Origin of the sequence: Meiothermus hypogaeus (assembly GCF_003574035.1) — a bacterium.
GTDB lineage: Bacteria > Deinococcota > Deinococci > Deinococcales > Thermaceae > Meiothermus > Meiothermus hypogaeus.
This window is the reverse complement of the sequence record NZ_QWKY01000017.1, coordinates 18291-37022: the sequence shown is the minus strand read 5'-3', so window position 1 is coordinate 37022 and position 18732 is coordinate 18291. Positions and strand designations below refer to the sequence as shown.

The following is an 18732-nucleotide window of genomic DNA, read 5'->3' as shown; positions in this document are numbered from 1 at the left end:
GTCCAAACCGGCGGCGAGGTGCTGTGCCACAGAACCAAGGGCTGCCGAGCCGCACGAGAGATTCGGTTAGAATTGCCGCGGTGCTGTGAAGCCCAAGGAGGTTGCTGCGTGCGCGGTCTGGTGTTGTCAGGTGGGGGGGCCAGGGGGCTAGCCCACATCGGGGTGCTGGAAGTACTCGAGGCCCAGGGGTTCGAGGCCGAGGTGGTGGCTGGAACCAGCATGGGCGCGGTGGTGGGGGCCTTGTACGCCTCCGGCAAAAAACCGACCGAGATCCTCGAGATTTCCCGTTCAACCCCCTGGCTGCGCCTGCTGGATTTGGTGCCAAGGCCCGGGCTCATCTCCCAGCGCGGCCTGCGTGACTTTTTGGCCAGGTACCTTCCAGCCCGGTTCGATCAACTCTCCAAAAAGCTGGTGGTAACGGCGGTGGACCTCGAGGCGGGCAAGCTGGCCTATTTTTCGGAGGGAGACCTGCCGGGCGCGGTGCTGGCCTCTGCGGCTTACCCAGGGCTAGTAGCGCCGGTGGTATATGAAGGCCGAACCTATGTGGATGGGGGTGTGCTGGACAACCTGCCGGTGGATGCTGCTCGGTTCATGCGGGCCAAGTATGTGCTGGCCGTAGACGTTACCCCCGAAATGCGACTGCCAGGGGTTCCCCGTTCATCCATCGGACAGGTGCGCCGGGCCATAGACATCATGCAAAACCACCTGACCGCCGCCAGGCGTTCGCTCTACCCTCCCGAACTCTACATACGCCCCGAGCTTCCAGGGGTTGGAATCGAGCAGTTTGGTCGGCTAGAGGAAATAGTTGAGGCGGGCCGCAGGGCGGCCTCACAAGCCCAGCTCAAGTTTTAGGGTTGATTTGCCTGGCTCATGTGCTCATGCAGGGTATGCGCAATAATCCAGAGGGCTGCTCGGCTGGACGCCGGTGTGCGTTATGCTATGGGCCGGGCTTTAGCCAAGACGAAGGGGACTTTTTACGATGCGTAACTTTTTGGACTATCTCTTCAAGGAATGGTTTCGCCAGGTGGGCGAGGCGCTTTTACTTGCGTTCCTGGTCACCACGTTTGTCTTCACCACCGTGGGCGTGGTGGGCAGCTCCATGAACCCCACCCTGCTCAATGGCGAGCGGGTGTTTGTGCCCAAATATGAAACCTGGTTGGTGCGCTTTGGCCTGATGCAGTGGCAAAGGGGCGAGGTGGCCATTGTCAAGCCACCCGAGGGCACGCCCAACGCGGTGGCCCAATTCCCTGTCCTAGGCTTCCAGTTTCGCGCCTTTTTTATCAAGCGCATTGTCGGGCTGCCGGGTGACGAGGTAAGCCTGCGGGAAGGCGTGGTTTACGTCAATGGAAAGCCCCTCAACGAAATCCACATAACGGCTTCACTTACACCTTACCCCGATAGCTACCCGGTGGTTTGTTATGACAATGAGAAACTCACCGCCCTCATTACCCAGCAACAGGTGCGCTTTGCCCCGGACCAACTACCCGAATACCTTAAACCTACGCTGGAAATGCTCGCCCCACCCAGTGCCGAGGATTTGCAACTGAGCCGAAGTGGGGAGCACTGCTATACCAGCGCACTGAAGCTCAAACCTGGCTATTACTTCGTGATGGGCGACAATCGAACCTTTGGTGGTTCGGAGGACTCGCGTACCTTTGGGCCGGTTCCCACCGCCTCGATAGCGGGCCGGGCCAATGCGGTTTGGTGGCCCCTGAACCGCATTCGGGCCTTGCCAGTTCCGGAGGGCTTCAAGGGGCTCTAAACCATCTGAGAATCTGTTTGAGCACTCTTCACATATTTAGAGCTATCCGGTTTTGAGAAAGATTTGTGCTGGATCGAACCCTGGCCGCCTGAAAACTTGAAAACATTCGTCTGTGCCCAGGCGCATTCGCGTTTTTGTGGGCGGCCAGGTCTGTGAAGGTCACGATATTGCGAGCCGCTCTGTTTTTGCTGCCAATCCCGGCGAAAAATGAGTCTGGCACAGCTTACAACACCTGGTAAATGTTGGGTTCTTTTCGAAAACCACTCTAAGATATAGAGTTGCGCCAGACACGCTCCGTCAGGGGAATTGTTGTAATGGTTGCTTACTTATCGCAGTTCCCGAAGGGTTGATGGTTAGCCCATCGCACAGGAGACATGCGCTAACCACGCAGCCATGCCTGCTAGCGAATGCCTGCGTTACATGCTGCGCTTCTCATACCAGATTCACCGTGCGGCGCTAGATTCCGATGGAATGGGAATGCACGGCACTACCATCGTGGCAGTACGTCGAGACGGTGTCACGGCAATCGCAGGCGATGGGCAGGTCACCCTGGGACAGACCATCATGAAGACTGGAGCCGTCAAGGTGCGCCGTCTCGAACAGGGGGGAGGCATCCTGGTGGGTTTTGCGGGCGCGGTGGCCGACGCCCTGACCCTTCTGGAGAAGTTTGAAGGGGCGCTGTCGGGGGCCAAGGGCAACTTGCAGCGGGCGGCTATCGAGACGGCTAAACTTTGGCGTACCGACCGCGTACTCAGGAACCTCGAGGCCATGCTGGTACTGGCCGACCGCGACACCCTGCTCTTGCTCTCCGGGAGCGGCGAGGTACTGAGCCCGGATGAGCCTGTCATTGCCGTGGGCTCAGGGGGTCCCTATGCCCTCACGGCAGCCAAAGCGCTGTTGCGGCACTCCAGCCTCTCGGCCCCCGAGATTGCCGAGCAGGCCATCCGGCTGGCGGGAGAAATCGACCTTTACACCAGCGGACAGCCCACCCAGGTTTTGAGTGTGGGGGGTGCTTCATGAACCTGACCCCAGCCGAGATTGTCCGTGAGCTGGACAAACACATCGTGGGCCAGGCCGCGGCCAAGCGGGCCGTGGCTGTAGCCCTGCGCAACCGGGTGCGGCGAAAGAAGCTCCCGCCTGAACTGGCCCGTGAGGTCGTGCCCAAGAACATTCTGATGATTGGCCCTACCGGGGTGGGCAAGACCGAGATCGCCCGGCGGCTGGCCCGGCTGGCGGGGGCCCCATTCCTCAAAGTCGAGGCCACCAAATTCACCGAGGTAGGCTATGTGGGGCGCGATGTGGACTCCATTGTGCGCGATCTGGCCGAGGCTTCGTACCAACTGGTCATGCAGGAGATGAAGGCCAAGGTCGAGGGGCGGGCCCAGAGCATGGCCGAAGAAGAGGTGGCTTCGCTACTTCGGGTGCAGCCCTTTGAACTGCGATCAGGCCGCTACAACGACCAACTGGTGGAAATCGAGGTGGCCGAGGAAGCCAGGCTCCCGATGGTCGGCATGTTTGGCGGTGAGCAGATGCAGGGCCTGCAAGACATGCTCAAAGGCTTGATGCCCCAGCGCAAGGTGCGGCGTAAAGTGCGGGTCAAAGAGGCCCTGGAAATCCTTAAGAACCAGGAGGCTGAGCGCCTGGTGGACAAAGAAGAAGCCGCCCAGGAGGCCCTTCGTCGCGCCCAGGAAGAGGGCATTGTGTTCATTGACGAGATGGACAAAATCGCCAGGGGCAAGGGAGCTGTGAGCGGCCCGGATGTCTCTGGAGAGGGCGTGCAACGGGATTTGCTCCCCATTGTGGAGGGTACGGTGGTCTCGACCCGCCTGGGGCCGGTCTCAACCGACCATGTGCTTTTCATTGCCGCTGGGGCTTTTCACGTTTCCAAGCCTTCCGACCTGATCCCCGAACTGCAGGGCCGGTTCCCCATTCGGGTGGAACTCGAGCCCTTGGGGCCGCAAGAGTTCGAGCGAATCCTGCGAGAACCAGAGAACTCTCTAATCAAACAATACAAAGCTTTGCTCGCAGCTGACGACACCGAGATTCACTTCACCCCCGAGGCCATTCAGGCGGTGGCGCGGTACGCTCACCAAGCTAACCAAGAGTTGGAGGATATTGGCGCCAGGCGGCTTTCCACGGTTTTGGAGCGCCTGCTCGAGGAAGTCTCGTTCCAGACCAACCTGGGACGGGTCGAAGTGACGAAAGAATATGTGGAAGCAAGGCTCGAGAATGTGCTGGCTTCGCGCGACCTATCCCGCTACATTCTTTGATTCCGGAAGGTGTTATGAGCTTGAAGACAACAAATCGCGCCGACCCCCCCACCTGTGCAACCTTGCGGGTGCAGGTTTATGATTTTCGCCTGAACGGGTTGGCGTTTCTTGGAGGAAGATGATGCGTTTCTGGTTCTTTGTGATGGTGCTGGTTATGGGGAGTGTGCTGGGGCAACAAAACCCCGCCCAGCCGGCCCAGCCCTCGTCGCGACCGCAAACCCAGGCCAGCTTGTGCGCCCTGCTGTACGACGCCGGACGTTCCGAAGCAGCGCTAACGGCCTGTGAGCGGGCGGTCAAGGAGGCCCCCAGCGCCGAAAACCTGTACCTGCTGGCACGGGTGCAGTCCGAACTCAACCGCTTCACGGCGGCCATAGAAAACCTGCGCCGCTCGATTACCCTGAACAGCAGCTTCATTCAGTCCTACGTGGCACTGGCCCAGGTGTACTTGCGGCAGTATCTGCTCTCGGAAAATCGAGACGCTGCCAAAAACCTACTGGATCAAGCTTTGAACGTACTGCGCGAGGCCGAGCGGGTCAATGCCAAATATGCCCCCATATATGCGACTCGTGGAACTATTCTGGCCTACCAGAACCGGCTTGACCAGGCGGTTGAGTCCATCAACCGTTCGCTGACCATCAAAGACGAGCCGGTGGTGCGGGCCTTGCTGGCCGATATCTACATTCGCCAGGGTAAGTGGGATGAAGCCCTCAAGAACTACGATGATGCGGTTAAGGCGGCGCCTAAGAATTCGAGTTTGCGGGTCAAGTACGGGAGCTTGCTGTTGCTTCGCGGTAATGTAGATCTGGCTATCGAGCATCTGGATCAGGCGGTGGTTCTGGCCCCCGGCAATGCCGAGGCCTGGTTGCGTCGGGGCGATGCTTACTACGAGAAAAAGGACTGGCAGCAGGCGGGTGTTTCCTATCAACAAACCGTAGCCCTCTCGCCAGTGCGCTTCCCCGATGCCTACATTGGCCTGGGCCAGGTGCTTATAGAGCTCAAAGATTTCCAAAAAGCGCGCTTCAACTTCACCAAGGCGGTGGCCCTAGAAAGCGATAACCCGGTTTACCGTTTCTGGCTTTGTCGGGCTAACGAACTTTTGGGCGACAAGGCCGGAGCCAAAGCCCAGTGCGAGCAGGCTCTCAAACTAAGACCCGATTTCAGGGAGGCCCAGGAGGTCTTGAATCGCCTCAAGTAAGCTTGCTATAAACAGAAATTGAATCTTATATTGCCTAAAAACATAATTTTTTCTATAATCACTCCATGCCTTGGAAACTGGAAGCCTGGAACCCCGAGTATGCCTTGCCCGAACGAGTGGGGGGAGAAGATGAGGGGCGTGGCCTCGAGGAAGTCAAAACCCACTATGAAGGCCATTGGACCGCTCGTACCCCTGCAAAGGTGGAACTCCATAGCTGGCCTATTGTGTATCTGGTAGACGGCCGCCAACGGATAGATGCCCAGATTGCCGATTCCAGGGGACGCCGTGCGCTGCTGGCGACCGTAATTGCCGGGGCGGTGCTGCGCGATGGGGCCGGGATTCGCCCGGTAGGGGAACCCCGGAAAGAACACATCCTGCTGCACAGCGCCGAGCTCGAGGAACCCCTGCCTCCTGGCCTCGGCCACTACCGCCCCATCCAGACCTCCAGGTCTGACCCCGCCAGCCTGCGGGCCAGGGTGACCGAGCAGATGCGGCGCCTGGAAGCCAGCCTGGTGAACGAGCTCGAGGGGGGCCTGGTAATTGTGGACGGGCAGATATTCCCTGGAGCGCAAGCCTACAAAGCACCCGAGCGGATCCTGGGCTATACCAAGACCCAGGCCGCGACCTACCTGGGGCCCGAGGAACAGGCCTTGCTGCACAACCTGGAACCCCATCAGCGTACCCCAATTTTTTCGATTCCAGGCTATGCCCTGCGTCGCCCGCTGGATGTTTTTTCCTGGTACGTGCGCCTGCCCCTGGAGCCCAGCGCCCCCTTCTATAGCGGAGCTGCCCTGCTGCGGGTGGAAACCCCCACGTCGGAGCCCGCCGAGGCCAGCAAGCTGGCCGACTTATCGGTGAACCTCTTTTGTACGCTGGCTTCCTCGCCCGCCCGCGACCCCCGCGCGCCGCAGAACCTGATTCCCATTGGGGGCCTCGAGCAGTGGCTGGGCCGACATCTGGGCCATGGTGAGGTAATCCGACGTAGAATCGTGCAGGCGCTATTTGCTTAGGCAGGAGGCAGGTGTGAGACAGGTTGGAATGGTACTGGGCAGCCGCGAAGCCGGTGCGCTGGATTTCTGGGTAGCGGTCGAGGAAGGGCAGTATTTGCGCCTCGACGACCTGGTGTATGTGGAGTTTCGCCACCCCGATCCACAAAAAGGTGACCCCAACGGCAACGTGCGCTACTACGGCATGGTGGATCAGGTCATCAAGCTCTACGAGGGGGCACAGTTCGATACAGATGTGTTTCTGGCCCGGCGCGACCTGCTGCCGGTGAGCCTCTCCTACGCTGCGCACGTTCAGGTGACCCGGCTCATGCCGGAAGAATACCTGCCCCCCGACCCCGGTTCGCGGGTCTATTTGGCCCAGGAGGAGGCCCTGGGGATGGCGCTCTACTACGACCGTATGCAAGACCAGCGGCTGCCTGTGGGCATCCTCAAGAACGGCGAGGTGGCCTACATCAACTTCGAGTTTCTCAACGGCTTCAAAGGCGGACACGTCAACATCTCGGGGGTCTCCGGTGTGGCGGCCAAGACCAGTTACGCCACTTTTTTGCTGCACAGCCTGTTTCAGTCGCCCGCCAACCGCCAGAAGGCCAACACCAAGGCCCTTATTTTCAACGTAAAAGGCGAAGACCTCTTCTACCTGGACAAAGACAACAACGGCCTGAACGATGAGGCGCGGGAAGCCTATCGCAAGCTGGGGCTGCCGGCCAGCGCCTTCCAGAGCGTGGCTTTCCTGGCCCCACCCCGCAAAACGCCGGGCGACATCCTGGCCGATGTGAGCCGCCCCGACGCCAGCGCCTACTACTGGGATCTGGTGCAGTTCTGCCGGGAGGGGCTGCTGCCTTTTTTGTTCACCGACCGGGGGGCCATGAGCAACCTGGGCTTCCTGATTGACCAGGTGAGTGAGCGCCTGCGCCGTCTGGTGGGGGATGAGCGAGACAGGGATAGCCAGAAAGGCCCCCACGTGGTGGTAGATGACTGGGCCGATGAGCTATCGGCCATGGAGGCCAATGTGAAGTTTGGTGAGCTGGGCAAAATCAGATTGACCACCTTTGCCCAGCTGGTGCGCTACATCGAGTTCAAGCTCCTGGGTCCCGAATCTGCCGAGGAGGACGAGAAACCGAAAGGTGACCCTCGCTGGACAGCCCGGCAGGCCAGGGGCACCCTCGAGGCCTTTGTACGCCGGCTGCGGGCTTCTATCGGAAATGTGGAGCACCTGATTCGGGGGGACAAGCCCGGCAATCCCCCCAACCCGCTGGGCAGCCAGGCCCAGGTCAGCGTGGTGGATATACATCAGTTGTCGGCCCAGGGGCAGATGTTTGTGGTGGGCTCCATTCTGCGCGAGGTGTTTGGCCGTAAGGAGCGGGGCGATTACGCGGGGCGGGTGTTTGTGGTGCTGGACGAGCTAAACAAATACGCCCCGCGCGATGGCGAAAGCCCCATCAAGGACATCCTGCTCGACATCGCCGAGCGCGGGCGCAGCCTGGGGGTCATCCTGATTGGGGCCCAGCAGACCGCCTCGGAGGTGGAAAGCCGGGTAGTGGGCAACGCGGCCATCCGGGTGGTGGGCCGCCTGGATGCGGCCGAGGCCGAGCGCCCCGAGTACCGCTACCTGCCCGCTTCCTTCCGCCAGCGGGCCGTCATCTTGCCGCAGGGAACCATGATTCTGCACCAGCCCGAGGTGCCGGTTCCACTGGCCCTTACCTTCCCGCTGCCGGCCTGGGCCATGAAAAAAGATGAGGTCAGAGAAGATGTCTCGGCAGCGACCATATCCAAGCTGATAGATTAGGGTGTCGGTAGCCCAGGGCGTTTCAGGAAATAAGCCTGGGGTGAGGTGAGTGCGAACATCATCTGGAAGGCGAGGGGGTGGCCGTTAGGCCATAGCCGTTATGTGGCTAGGCAGGGTTTGCTAACCCCATATCCCTCGGATCAAAGCACAAACCGCCCCTGGACTGCCGGAAACGGTGAAAAAGTCTATAGCCAACTAGCTTATAGCCCTCAGCCATATAGCCTTTAACCCGTGGCCCCTTTGTTGTGGATGTGGATAGGAAGAATTTACAGGCGGTGCTTCGAATGTATGCCCAGGGGTATTTCCCCCTCGGTATGGAGCAGGGGATTGGCTGGTTTGACCAGCGGGCCTACGGAACCCCCTACCGGGCCGTGATGCCCCTGGACGAGCGTTTTCATGTGCCGCGCAGCCTGCGGCGGGTGCTCAATGCCAGGCGCTTTGAGGTTCGCATCAACGCCGATTTTGCAGGTGTACTCGAGGGTTGTGCCACCCGCGGCGGTTCTTTCTCGAGCGAGACCTGGCTTACGCCTGAGGTAGCCCGGCTCTACCTGGGACTGCACCGCTACGGCTTTGCCCACAGTTTTGAAACCTGGCAGGGGGACGTGCTGGCCGGAGGCATCCTGGGCGTGGTGCTTGGGGCGGCTTTTATCGGTGACAGCATGTTTTACCGCGTACCCGATGCCTCCAAGGTGGCGCTGGTACGGCTGGTGGAGCACCTGCGGGCCCGGGGCTTTGAACTATTCGATGTGCAGGTACAAAACCCCCACCTGGCCCGCTTTGGGGCTGTGGAGATGGATCCGCTCGAGTTCCGGCAAAGGCTCCAGGAAGCCATTGTGAAGCCTGTGCTGTTTGTGGACTGATACGGCGTGCCTGTCATCCCGAAGCCCCCTGCTTCACCCTGTGGGGCGTTAGGATAAGGCCCATGAACGCGACCTTGCCTGTCCATACCTTTTCGCTGGTAGCCCGCGACGAGCACACCGGTGACCTGGGTATCGCGGTGGCCAGCAAATTTTTAGCGGTCGGCTTTGTGGTGCCCTGGGCCAAAGCCGGGGTGGGTGCGGTGGCCACACAGTCTTACGTCAACCCCAGTTTTGGCCCCACCGGTTTGGCCCTGATGGAAGCAGGGGCTGGCCCGGAGGACATCCTGGCGGTATTCGCGCGCAACGACCCCGACCTTGCCAGGCGGCAGTTTGGCTATGTGCTGGCCAGCGGCGAGAGCCTCTCTTACACCGGGCAGGAATGCCACGGCTGGGCTGGGGGGCGGTGGGGGCCGGGCTATGCCGCCCAGGGCAACCTGCTGACCGGCCCCGAGGTGGTGGAGGCCCTCGAGCGCACCTTTCTGAACCGAACCGACCTGCCCTTCCCCGAACGCCTCCTGGAGTCGCTGTTGCAGGCCGACCGGGCTGGGGGCGATAAACGCGGGCGCCAGTCGGCGGCCTTGCTGGTGGTGGGTGAAGGCAAGGGCTATGGCGGTATGGAGCGCTGGATCGACCTGCGGGCCGACGACCACCCCGACCCGGTGCTGGAGTTGCAGCGGCTCTTGAGGATTCACCGGCTGCTATTTGGCGCGGGTGAGCCTGCCCGCCCCCTGAACCCTGAAGAAATCAGCTGGATTCAGACACTCTTAAATCGCCAAGGACATTACACCGGCCCCATCAGCGAGGTGTGGGACGAGGCGACCGAGCGGGCCTTTGCCACACTCATTGGCATGGAGAACCTGGAAGAGCGGTATTCGGGTGGGGCGGCCCTGGATGAGGTGGCGCTGGCCTACTTGAAGGAGAAATTCGCGTGAAGACGCCGGTGCAAGGGGCGGGTGGGGTGCTTTTTAGCCCCGATGGAAAGGTTTTGCTGATCCGGGATCGGCTGGGCTACTGGTGTTTTCCCAAAGGGCATCTGGATGCGGGGGAGAGCCTCGAGCGAGCTGCTTTGCGCGAGGTAGAAGAAGAAACCGGCATCAAAGGCAAGGTCATACAGGCGCTCTCGACGACCCGGTACCAAAACAACAAAGGCATTGCTCGAGAAATTCACTGGTTCTTGATGGAGGGGCAGGGCCAGATACGCCTGGAGAAGGGGCTTGGTGGGGCCGGGTTTTTTGACCCGGAAGAGGCCCGCCGGCTGCTAGCTTTTCCCGAGGATGTGCGGCTCCTGGATGAAGCCATAAGCCATGTTCACGGCCAGAGTTCCGGCATAAACTAAGCAGCAGCGAAGGAGCGCATATGGCTGTTTATCGGCTGGACGAACACGTACCTCAGATTCACCCCAGCGCCTTTATTGCACCCACTGCCCTGGTTGTTGGTCAGGCTGAAATCGGCGAGAATGCCTCGGTCTGGTTTGGGGCGGTGGTGCGCTCGGACACCGAGAAGGTGGTAATCGGTGCGGGCAGCAACGTACAGGATGGTGCGATTCTGCATGCCGACCCCGGCGACCCCTGCATTCTAGGGAAAAATGTAACTGTGGGGCACCGGGCTGTGGTGCACGGGGCGCTGGTAGAAGACGGCGCCCTTATTGGGATTGGTGCGGTGGTTCTAAACCAGGCCCGGGTGGGCAAGGGGGCCATGGTGGGGGCCGGTGCGGTGGTGCCGCCGGGAATGGAAATTCCTGCGGGTATGCTGGCCATCGGCATCCCGGCCAAGGTGCGAGGGCCGGTAGAACCCACCCAGAACGCCGAGCGGTACGTAGAACTCTCACGCCACTATCTGGCCCACCTGGCCCCCATTGCGCCGATTGGACGCTATCAGGTGACCCTGCGCGGACAGGACGCACTTAACCCCTTCAGCGACCTGCATTTGCAACTCAAACGGGGCGAGCCGGAGGCGCTCCTGGCCCTCAAGGCCATTGTGGAAGGGCGCACAAGCGATGCCAAGGCCGAGGTGCTGCACGAACTGGTGCGCGAAGGTCTGATTCGGCCCATTTGAGGCCGTGTTTGGATGCCACAGGCTAAGCCAACAATTTCGTGTAGGGTGATCTGGAGGTGGCGGCCTGGGTTGTGAAACCAAAAACCCCCCAACCCTTTGCGGTGATGGGGTGGGCGACTTTGGTTTTGTGCGTCTCGCTGATGTTTGGCCTGCGTGGAATGGTGATGTTTCCCGCAGAGCCTGTCCAAATAGACCATCACCTACCAGCCCACAGCGATACCGACCAAAACCCCGACCACCAGGGGCACTGCCCATTGTGCTTCTTGCAGATGCTGTTGCCCTGGTTGGCGCCTGCGCTGGTGGCGGTGTATCTATTTTTCCTAAAGCTTCGGATAGGGACAGGGGAGTGCTGCGCCCGAGAGGAGTTCCTCGAGGTGATTGCGGCTCGAGGGCCGCCGATCTGACCTGCTGCTTGGTTGAGGTAGTCGGGATATACCTGAGCAATTCGATTGTTGCCATTGGAGCGCTGGCTCTGGCTCAGCACTTTATGGCTTCTCCTGAGGAAGATACGATGAAAAAAGCCCTTTTTGCCTTTGGGGTACTGCTTGGCTTGGCCTTAGCGCATGCCGAGTACAAAAGCTCCACCCCCTCGGCCAATGCAACCGTCCGCACGGCCCCCAGATCGGTGGTTATAAACTTTACCGCGGCCGTAGAAGTACGCCTCTCGACCTTCAAGGTCTACCCCCTCAATGCGCCCGAGGAGGCCTGGGGTAGCCCTACCCGGCTGCGCCGGCTGGCGCAGCCCCTGGTGCGCGAGGTGCTTCCCCTGCGGGGTGATGCGGCCCGGCGGGTAGATGCGGGCGTAACTACCTCGGCCCGCACAAGCAAAAGCGTGACCCTTGCGCTAAAACCGGGGCTTCAGCCCGGGGCCTATGTGGTGATGTGGAAGAACCTGGGTGTTGATGGCCACCCCGAGACCGATTTCTTCGTATTCATTTACAAGCCCTGAGTAGCCGCTAAGCCGAAGCCGGTGTTCTGAGTTCTGCCCCATGCTGGGGGATTATGCTGATCTGCAAAGAGCCTGTGCCTTTTGACCTGGCCTTACTTGACCCGAGCGCTGCCATGCCACACGAACACGACAATACCCAGTCTGCTCTGAGGGCTGCGCTGTACATCGGGGTTTTCTTGCTTGTGGGGGCCGGGGTATTTGCCCGCTATGTGGGGCCCCAGGCCGCCAGGACCCAGCGCTGGCGGGTGTGGTACCTGCTTTCGGGGGGCTTTTTGCTGGCTTTGGGATCAACGGTTTATGGTGTCTACCACGTAGTCTGGATGTTGGGCGATACCGCACTTGTGGGTAGCTATCTGCTCGAGACCCGGCAGGGCAACCTCCTGCTGGCTCGAGTTTTTTTGCTGGTGGGGCTCCTGGGGCTTTCAATGGGCTGGTTTCGCTTCGATCGCTGGGTATACCCCCCTTTGGCGCTGGGTCTACTGCTGACCCTGAGCCTCACCGCCCATGCCGGGGCCGTCGGAGGGCTACAACTCCTGGCCGACCTGTTGCATCTGGGCGCAGGGGTGGTTTGGGCAGGGGGAGTGCTGGCCCTGGCGGTGGTCTGGCCGGGCACGCGTTACGAGGCGGTGCTCCAGGCCATCCGCGGTCTTTCGGCCTTGGGCCTGGCTTCGGTGGCAGGGCTAACCCTGCTGGGGCTATACCTTTCCTGGGCGCGGCTGGGCGAGTTTTCCTACCTTTGGAGCACCGCCTACGGCCAGCGCTTGCTGCTTAAGCTGGGGTTGGTGGCCCTGGTGGTGGGGGTGGCGGCGGTGAACCGGCTCTGGCTCTTGCCGCGGTTGCAGGCCAAGCAGGTCAAGGGGCTGCAAACCGTGAGCCTCGAGGCTACCCTGATTGTGGGCGTGTTGCTGGCCAGTGGCCTGCTTGCTACCACCGAACCCCCCCCAACGCCCGGTCAGGCGGCCCCCCGCATCGTCAATATTTCGGAAACCTTTGGGAACCGGCGCTTTGTGGGGCAGTTGTTCAGCCAGGCCGGCCTGATTCACCTGTACCTCGATTTACGCGATGCCGAGGGGAATCTGCTGGAGGGCGGCCCTGCCCTACGGGTACGGGCAGAGCGCGGGAGCGAGCTTTTAGAGGATACCCCGGTGCCCTTCTATAAGTCGCAGTACCACAGTGCTTTGCTGACCAGGCAAGCCGGCGAGTGGCGGGTGGAGCTGGAGCTACCCGAGAAGACCCTCGAGTTCACCCTGGAAGTACAGCGTTGAGGGCTGTTTCACACGATTCTGCCATTCGTTTTGATAACCTCATAGGAAAGGAGCAGTGCTAATGAAAGCGTGGCTATTCCTCTTACCGCTCGGCCTGGCAAGCGCTTTGGCTGCGCCGGTGGAGCTCAAAATCAACCTGCGCGTAGGCGACCAGCCCTTGCAGTTCGCTCAGACCTACCAGACCCCTCAGGGCCAGCCTTATCAGATCGAGCTGCTCAAGTTTTACATTTCCGAGGTGGCCCTGGTGCGGCCCGATGGTCGTGAGGTGCGGGCCGAGGGCCTGGTGCTGGCCGAGTTCAAGCGCGAGGCCCCCACGCAGGGGGTAAGCGTGATGAAAATGGACGTACCGGCAGGGCAGTACCGCGGTATTCGCTTCAACGTGGGGGTGCCGCGCGAGCTCAACCACCTCGACGCCGGCACCCAGCAGATGCCTTTGGGGGTGAACTCCGGCATGTACTGGGCCTGGAACCCCGGCTATATTTTTTACCGGCTCGAGGGGGTGGCCTTGCTGCCGGAAGGCAAGCAGAAGTGGGTCATTCATATGGGCACCGATGCCTTTCGCATTCCGGTGCGCCTGCAAGACCTCCAGACCCGGCGGGTGCAGATCAACATTCCGCCCACTGGGGGTTCCATCACCCTGAACCTCGATGTGGCCAAAGCCTTTCAACCGGGGCCGGGCGGGGCTTTTGTGGATTGGCGCAAGCAGTCCTTGCGCCAGTTGCACGGCCTGAGTCCCGAAACCAGCCTCCTGATGTCGGTGGTGTATTTCAACATGCAGACGGCTTTTTCGCTAGCAAACTGATGCTCTGGGTGGCGTATGCAAGGCTGGCGGGTGGGCTGGATGGGGCTGCTTCTGCTTGGGGTGGGACTCCTGGCCGTTTATCTCTGGCCTCGCCCAAAGCCGCTAACCACCCAACCCTCTCCTCCAACCGTTGTCCACCCGGCCAGCCCCCTTGCTCCTTTTGCCCAGCGAGCCGTGCCGGTGCCCGAGGATAACCCCCAGACCCCTGCCAAAGTGGAGCTCGGGCGGCGCCTGTTTTTTGACCCTCGTCTTTCCAAAGACGGCAAAGTGGCCTGCGCAAGCTGTCACAAGCCCGAGTTTGCTTTTAGCGATGGGGGTAAGCCCGTGAGCACCGGTATTTTTGGCCGCCAGGGCAGCCGCAATGCGCCCTCCCTCACCAATGTGGCGTTTCGCAGACACCTGTTTTGGGAAGGGCGCTCGCCCCGGCTCGAGCTCCAGGCGGTAGGCCCCCTCACCGCCCACGACGAGATGGGCATGGAGCCCGAGGAACTTGCGCAAAGGCTAGGGGCCATCCCCGAGTACGCCAAAGCCTTCCAGGAGGTCTTTGGTGAGCCCCCCACCCTCAAGACCACCACCTATGCCATAGCGGCCTTCGAACGTACCCTGCTTTCCTACAACAGCCCCTTCGACCGCTACCAGGCTGGCGACGACAAAGCCATGAGTGAGGCGGCTTTACGCGGTATGGAACTTTTTTTTAGCGAGAAGGGCGACTGCTTTCATTGCCATGTGGGCCCTGAATTCACCGACGACGAGCCCCGCAATACCGCTCTCTACACCGTGTACAAGGACATCGGGCTGGCCCGCGCAACCGGCAGGGACGAAGACGTGGGCAAGTTCAAAACCCCCACCCTGCGCAATGTGGCCCTCACTGCCCCCTACATGCACGACGGCTCCATCCAAACCCTGCGCGAAGCGGTGCAGCACTATAATCAGGGCGGCCAGCCCAACCTCAACGCAGATGCCCTCATCAGACCTTTGGGCCTGACCGAGGCCGAGGTGGACGATTTGGTGGCTTTTTTGAGGTCCCTGACCGATGAGAGCTTTGGCACCAACCCGGCCTTTTTGCCGCCTTAGGAGCGTGTTTGCCATGAGATGGATACCCGGATGGCTCTTGGCGCTGGCTTTGACCAGCCTTGCCCTGGCCCACCCGTTCGAGGGCAGCGGAGGCTTCGTACAGGGCCAGGTAGACTTTGAGCCCAACGATGCTGTACCCGTTGCGGGCCGGGCCACGGTGGCCTGGATCGAATACATTCGGGTGGGCAGCCTGCCCATCAACCCCCAGGACTGTTTTTGTACGCTGCTCTTTTACCAGGGCAAGGTGAGCGCTACGGCCCAGCCCGATGCCCAGGTACGTATGCAGTTCAACCCCCGCACCGGGCGAGTAGAAGGGGTGGTCAAGTTTCCCAAACCGGGCCCTTACTTTCTGGTGTTGCTCGGCAGGCCCATGCCCGGTAAAAAGGTGCCAGCCTTCATCATGAACAGCATCATCCAGGTGTTGCCTCGCTAGGCTATTTTCCCCAGCCCCTGCAGTCCAGGATTGTGGCTGGGAGGGGCAGAATTTTATCAGCCCCACAAATGGCCACCCCCGGTCTCGGCTATTTGTTCCTGATGTGCCCCCGTTCACTGTGAAGCAAGGATTAATGCCAGATTTGGTCGGCTCGTTAGCATTTTGCTGGGAACCCTTGCAAACTGTAGACCTTCCTTCAGTCTGGGCCTGGATTTTGCGGCGTAATGAAGCTATGTTGCAATAACCGGGAGGGAGGACACGGTGAAACGGATGGTTTGGTTGATCTTGCTGGTGTTGCTGCTACCTGGGGCGCTGGCCCAGCAGCTCCGCGAGCAAATACGCAAATACACCCTGGACAATGGTTTGCGGGTGTTGATGGTGCCCGACAAGACCGCCCCTGTCATCCACTTTAACCTGATGTTTGATGTGGGGGGCGTGGACGAAGCGCCGGGTCTGGGGGGCATTGCCCACATGGTAGAGCACATGGCCTTCAAGGGCACCCCCAGCATCGGGAGCCTGGACTGGGCCAGGGAGAAAGCCGCCCTCGAGGCCGTTGACAAAGCCCGGGCCGACCTCGACCGGGCCATCGCCAACCGTGCCTCACAGGAAGAGGTACAGCGCCTGACCACCGCCTTCAACCAGGCCCGCGAAGAGGCCAAGAAACTCGCCCTACCCAACGCCATAGACCAGCTTTTTACCAACAATGGCGAGCAGGGTCTGAATGCCTCCACCGGCTACGACCGCACCGACTACCGGGTCTCGCTGCCCTCGAATCGCCTCGAGCTCTACCTGCGGGTCTACGCCGATGTGATGCTGAACGCGGTTTTCCGCAGCTTCTACGAAGAGGCCGATGTGGTGCTCGAGGAGCGCCGCCAGCGTAGTGAGAACGACCCCAACGGCGCTTTGAGTGAGGTCTTCTTGCGCACGGCCTTCCAGGTGCACCCCTATGGGCGGCCCCTGATTGGCAGCCGCGAGGAGATTCAGGGCTACCGGGCTGATAAAGCGATGGAGTTCTGGAAGACCCACTACCACCCCAACCGGGCGGTGCTGGTGCTTGTGGGCGATGTGGAGCCGGAGCGGGATATCCAGCTGGTGCGCCGCTACATGGGGGCGATTCCCCGGGGCCCTGCTCGGCCCAACCTGAACATTCCCGCTGAGCCGCCCCAGGCTGCCGAGCGGCGGGCGACGCTCGAGTACAACGCCCAGCCCAGCCTGCTGATCGGCTTCCACAAGCCGACCTATCCGAACCGCGACGCTTACGTAATGGACATGATTGACTCCATCCTGACTGAAGGGCGCACCAGCCGCTTGTTCCGTCGCCTGGTAATCCAGGAACAGGCTGCGCTAAATGTGAGCTCGAGTTCGGCCTCGCCGGGCTTCCGCTATCCCAACATGTTTACCATCTCGGCCCAGCCCCGCGCCCCGCGCACCACGGCGGATCTCGAGCGCCTCATTTACGAGGAGTTGGAGCGTCTCAAGAACGAGCCGGTTGGTCCGCAGGAGCTTCAGAAGGTGCGCAACCAGACCCGTGCAGCCTATCTTCGGGTTCTGCAGGGTGGGCCGGGCCTGGCCCAGACCCTGGCCTTCTACGAGCTGTTTTTTGGCGGCTATCAGCGCATCTTTGAGGAAGAAGCCATCTATAACACCATTACCGCGGAGGAAATTCAGCAGGCTGCCCGCAGGTACTTCACCCCGCAAAACCGCACGGTGGCCACCCTCGTTACCCGGGGAGGTAGCCGATGAAAGCACTGTGGAGTTTACTGATTGGCCTTTTGACCCTGGGCCTGGCCCAAGGCGTGCCAGCCGACTGGCCCGACCCCTTCAAGATGCAGTTTCAGCGGCTTCAGCCCAGCGCTATTCAGCCTACCCGGGCGCAGCTTTCCAATGGCCTGACCGTCCTGCTGGTAGAAGACCGTACGCTGCCTTTTGTAAACGGGCGGGTCTATTTGCGGGCCGGGGCCATCTTTGAGCCGGAAGACAAGGTGGGCCTGAGCGGCATTTTCTCCAGTGTGATGCGCACCGGCGGCGCCGGGGAGCGCACGCCGGACCAGATTGACGAAACCCTGGAAGCCCTGGCCGCTTCGGTCAGCGTAAACACCGACAACCTGTTTACCTCGGTGGCGTTTAGTACCCTGAGCGAAAACCTCGACCAGGTGCTGCAAATCTGGGCCGACATCCTGGTGCGCCCGCGTTTTGCCCAGGAGCGCATAGACTTGGAGAAAGGCCGGGCCCTGGAGGCCATCCGTCGGCGCAACGACCAGCCCACCCAGATTGCGGTGCGGGAGTTTGTGCGGCGTATCAACGAGGGCCATCCGGCAGGCCGTATCAGCAGTGTGGCCTCTGTTCAGTCCATCACCCGGGACGACCTGGTGGCCTTTCATCAGCGCTTCTTCAAGCCCAACGTAGCCGTGCTGGCCGTTACCGGCGACTTTAATACCCAGGAGATGTTAGCCAGGCTCGAGCGTGCACTGCAAGGCTGGCAGCGCGGAGAAGTCACCCTGCCCAGTTTCCCTCCGCCGAGTCCCAAGCCCAGCATTTACTTTGTGCAAAAGGAGACCAACCAGAGCGTCATCTACATGGGCAACCCTACCGTGACCGCCTATGCACCGGGCTACAGCGAGCTCGACCTGGTCAGCCGGGTGCTGGGGGATGGCTTCAATAGCCGCCTGTTTACCGAGGTACGCACCAAGCGGGGCCTGGCCTATGCCACCGGTGGGGCCCAGACGCAGGGCTTCGGCTGGCCAGGCTTCTTCTATGGGGCCTCTATCTCGAGGGTCGAGAAAACCGCCGAGGTGATCGAGATCATGCTGGCCCAGTTTCGCGATTTGCGCGAGCGCCCGGTTTCGCAGGAGGAGCTCGAGCTCTTCCGTAACAACATCCTGAACGCCGAGGTCTTCCGCTTCACCTCCCGCCAGGCCGTGGCCGAGCGCATCGCTCGCACCCAGATGCTGGGTCTGCCCGCCGACTACTACGAGCAATACGTGCGCCAGATTCAGGCCGCCACCCCCGCCGATTTGCAGCGGGTCATGCAGCAGTACGTGCGGCCGGAGCAGTTTGTGATTGTAGTGGTCGGCGACCGGCGGCAGTTCGACAAGCCGCTCTCGAGCCTCGGCAACCTGATTGAGGTGCCGCTCGAGTAACCCCGAGCCCAGGTCTGGGGACTCGAGCCAGAAATTGGATGGCTCAATGCCTGGAGCCCAAAGCTAAAAGCCGAAAGCCCATGGATACCAGCTTTACCATTAGGTACCTTTAGAGTCGTTCCCGGGCCCCCTCA

The 18732-nt window shown here is 61.0% G+C and carries 19 protein-coding genes; all 19 read left to right on the top strand.

The genetic code is table 11. The features are described from left to right. Positions 1–108 precede the first annotated feature (108 nt). A complete protein-coding gene (locus Mhypo_RS06375) occupies positions 109–852 on the top strand; it encodes a patatin-like phospholipase family protein (protein WP_119340467.1) in 744 nt (247 codons plus the stop codon). 127 nt (positions 853–979) lie between these two features. After that, complete coding sequence (gene lepB, locus Mhypo_RS06370; protein ID WP_119340466.1) at positions 980–1762, top strand: signal peptidase I; 783 nt, start codon at positions 980–982, stop codon at positions 1760–1762. Positions 1763–2233: 471 nt separating this feature from the next. Next, entirely contained in the window at positions 2234–2782 is a 549-nt protein-coding gene (hslV, locus tag Mhypo_RS06365) for an ATP-dependent protease subunit HslV (protein ID WP_119340484.1), read from the top strand. Then, a complete protein-coding gene (locus tag Mhypo_RS06360; RefSeq protein ID WP_119340465.1) occupies positions 2779–4032 on the top strand; it encodes an ATP-dependent protease ATPase subunit HslU in 1254 nt (417 codons plus the stop codon). The genes hslV and Mhypo_RS06360 overlap by 4 nt, the downstream gene beginning before the upstream one ends. Before the next feature lie 118 nt (positions 4033–4150). Further along, entirely contained in the window at positions 4151–5227 is a 1077-nt protein-coding gene (locus Mhypo_RS06355; RefSeq protein ID WP_119340464.1) for a tetratricopeptide repeat protein, read from the top strand. Between the two features lie 65 nt (positions 5228–5292). Further along, on the top strand, positions 5293–6237 hold the full coding sequence (locus Mhypo_RS06350; RefSeq protein WP_119340463.1) for a DNA double-strand break repair nuclease NurA: 945 nt from the start codon (positions 5293–5295) through the stop codon (positions 6235–6237). Between the two features lie 13 nt (positions 6238–6250). Then, positions 6251–8020, top strand: coding sequence for an ATP-binding protein (locus Mhypo_RS06345; protein WP_119340462.1), 1770 nt, complete (start codon positions 6251–6253; stop codon positions 8018–8020). A 284-nt stretch (positions 8021–8304) separates the two neighbouring features. Next, complete coding sequence (aat, locus tag Mhypo_RS06340; protein ID WP_240637147.1) at positions 8305–8880, top strand: leucyl/phenylalanyl-tRNA--protein transferase; 576 nt, start codon at positions 8305–8307, stop codon at positions 8878–8880. Between the two features lie 62 nt (positions 8881–8942). Continuing rightward, positions 8943–9812 (top strand): DUF1028 domain-containing protein, encoded by an 870-nt coding sequence (locus Mhypo_RS06335; RefSeq protein WP_119340460.1) that lies wholly within the window; start codon positions 8943–8945, stop codon positions 9810–9812. Beyond that, positions 9809–10216 (top strand): NUDIX hydrolase, encoded by a 408-nt coding sequence (locus tag Mhypo_RS06330; RefSeq protein WP_119340459.1) that lies wholly within the window; start codon positions 9809–9811, stop codon positions 10214–10216. Before Mhypo_RS06335 ends, Mhypo_RS06330 begins: the two co-directional genes overlap by 4 nt. A 20-nt stretch (positions 10217–10236) precedes the next feature. After that, positions 10237–10935, top strand: coding sequence for a gamma carbonic anhydrase family protein (locus Mhypo_RS06325; RefSeq protein WP_119340458.1), 699 nt, complete (start codon positions 10237–10239; stop codon positions 10933–10935). A gap of 71 nt (positions 10936–11006) precedes the next feature. After that, positions 11007–11339 carry a DUF2946 domain-containing protein gene (locus tag Mhypo_RS06320; RefSeq protein WP_147075216.1) on the top strand — a complete coding sequence of 111 codons (333 nt, stop codon included), beginning with the start codon at positions 11007–11009 and terminating at the stop codon, positions 11337–11339. Between the two features lie 107 nt (positions 11340–11446). After that, positions 11447–11884: a copper resistance CopC family protein gene (locus Mhypo_RS06315; protein WP_170148229.1), complete on the top strand. Its 438-nt coding sequence runs from the start codon at positions 11447–11449 to the stop codon at positions 11882–11884. A gap of 53 nt (positions 11885–11937) precedes the next feature. Continuing rightward, complete coding sequence (locus tag Mhypo_RS06310) at positions 11938–13149, top strand: CopD family protein (RefSeq protein ID WP_240637140.1); 1212 nt, start codon at positions 11938–11940, stop codon at positions 13147–13149. Positions 13150–13210: 61 nt separating this feature from the next. Continuing rightward, positions 13211–13951: an MbnP family protein gene (locus tag Mhypo_RS06305; protein WP_119340455.1), complete on the top strand. Its 741-nt coding sequence runs from the start codon at positions 13211–13213 to the stop codon at positions 13949–13951. A 15-nt stretch (positions 13952–13966) separates the two neighbouring features. Further along, on the top strand, positions 13967–15025 hold the full coding sequence (locus tag Mhypo_RS06300; RefSeq protein ID WP_119340454.1) for a cytochrome-c peroxidase: 1059 nt from the start codon (positions 13967–13969) through the stop codon (positions 15023–15025). Between the two features lie 13 nt (positions 15026–15038). Then, positions 15039–15458, top strand: coding sequence for a hypothetical protein (locus tag Mhypo_RS06295; protein ID WP_119340482.1), 420 nt, complete (start codon positions 15039–15041; stop codon positions 15456–15458). 270 nt (positions 15459–15728) lie between these two features. Then, positions 15729–17201 carry a M16 family metallopeptidase gene (locus tag Mhypo_RS06290; protein WP_240637146.1) on the top strand — a complete coding sequence of 491 codons (1473 nt, stop codon included), beginning with the start codon at positions 15729–15731 and terminating at the stop codon, positions 17199–17201. Beyond that, positions 17198–18598 (top strand): M16 family metallopeptidase, encoded by a 1401-nt coding sequence (locus tag Mhypo_RS06285; protein WP_119340452.1) that lies wholly within the window; start codon positions 17198–17200, stop codon positions 18596–18598. The genes Mhypo_RS06290 and Mhypo_RS06285 overlap by 4 nt, the downstream gene beginning before the upstream one ends. Positions 18599–18732 lie beyond the last annotated feature (134 nt).

Excerpts from the sequence above, each read along its gene's own strand:
- lepB (WP_119340466.1), top strand. The coding sequence starts at position 980 with ATGCGTAACTTTTTGGACTATCTCTTCAAGGAATGGTTTCGCCAGGTG.
- hslV (WP_119340484.1), top strand. The coding sequence starts at position 2,234 with ATGGGAATGCACGGCACTACCATCGTGGCAGTACGTCGAGACGGTGTC.
- Mhypo_RS06360 (WP_119340465.1), top strand. The coding sequence starts at position 2,779 with ATGAACCTGACCCCAGCCGAGATTGTCCGTGAGCTGGACAAACACATC.
- Mhypo_RS06355 (WP_119340464.1), top strand. The coding sequence starts at position 4,151 with ATGATGCGTTTCTGGTTCTTTGTGATGGTGCTGGTTATGGGGAGTGTG.
- Mhypo_RS06350 (WP_119340463.1), top strand. The coding sequence starts at position 5,293 with ATGCCTTGGAAACTGGAAGCCTGGAACCCCGAGTATGCCTTGCCCGAA.
- aat (WP_240637147.1), top strand. The coding sequence starts at position 8,305 with ATGTATGCCCAGGGGTATTTCCCCCTCGGTATGGAGCAGGGGATTGGC.
- Mhypo_RS06335 (WP_119340460.1), top strand. The coding sequence starts at position 8,943 with ATGAACGCGACCTTGCCTGTCCATACCTTTTCGCTGGTAGCCCGCGAC.
- Mhypo_RS06325 (WP_119340458.1), top strand. The coding sequence starts at position 10,237 with ATGGCTGTTTATCGGCTGGACGAACACGTACCTCAGATTCACCCCAGC.
- Mhypo_RS06315 (WP_170148229.1), top strand. The coding sequence starts at position 11,447 with ATGAAAAAAGCCCTTTTTGCCTTTGGGGTACTGCTTGGCTTGGCCTTA.
- Mhypo_RS06310 (WP_240637140.1), top strand. The coding sequence starts at position 11,938 with ATGCTGATCTGCAAAGAGCCTGTGCCTTTTGACCTGGCCTTACTTGAC.
- Mhypo_RS06305 (WP_119340455.1), top strand. The coding sequence starts at position 13,211 with ATGAAAGCGTGGCTATTCCTCTTACCGCTCGGCCTGGCAAGCGCTTTG.
- Mhypo_RS06300 (WP_119340454.1), top strand. The coding sequence starts at position 13,967 with ATGCAAGGCTGGCGGGTGGGCTGGATGGGGCTGCTTCTGCTTGGGGTG.
- Mhypo_RS06295 (WP_119340482.1), top strand. The coding sequence starts at position 15,039 with ATGAGATGGATACCCGGATGGCTCTTGGCGCTGGCTTTGACCAGCCTT.
- Mhypo_RS06290 (WP_240637146.1), top strand. The coding sequence starts at position 15,729 with ATGGTTTGGTTGATCTTGCTGGTGTTGCTGCTACCTGGGGCGCTGGCC.
- Mhypo_RS06285 (WP_119340452.1), top strand. The coding sequence starts at position 17,198 with ATGAAAGCACTGTGGAGTTTACTGATTGGCCTTTTGACCCTGGGCCTG.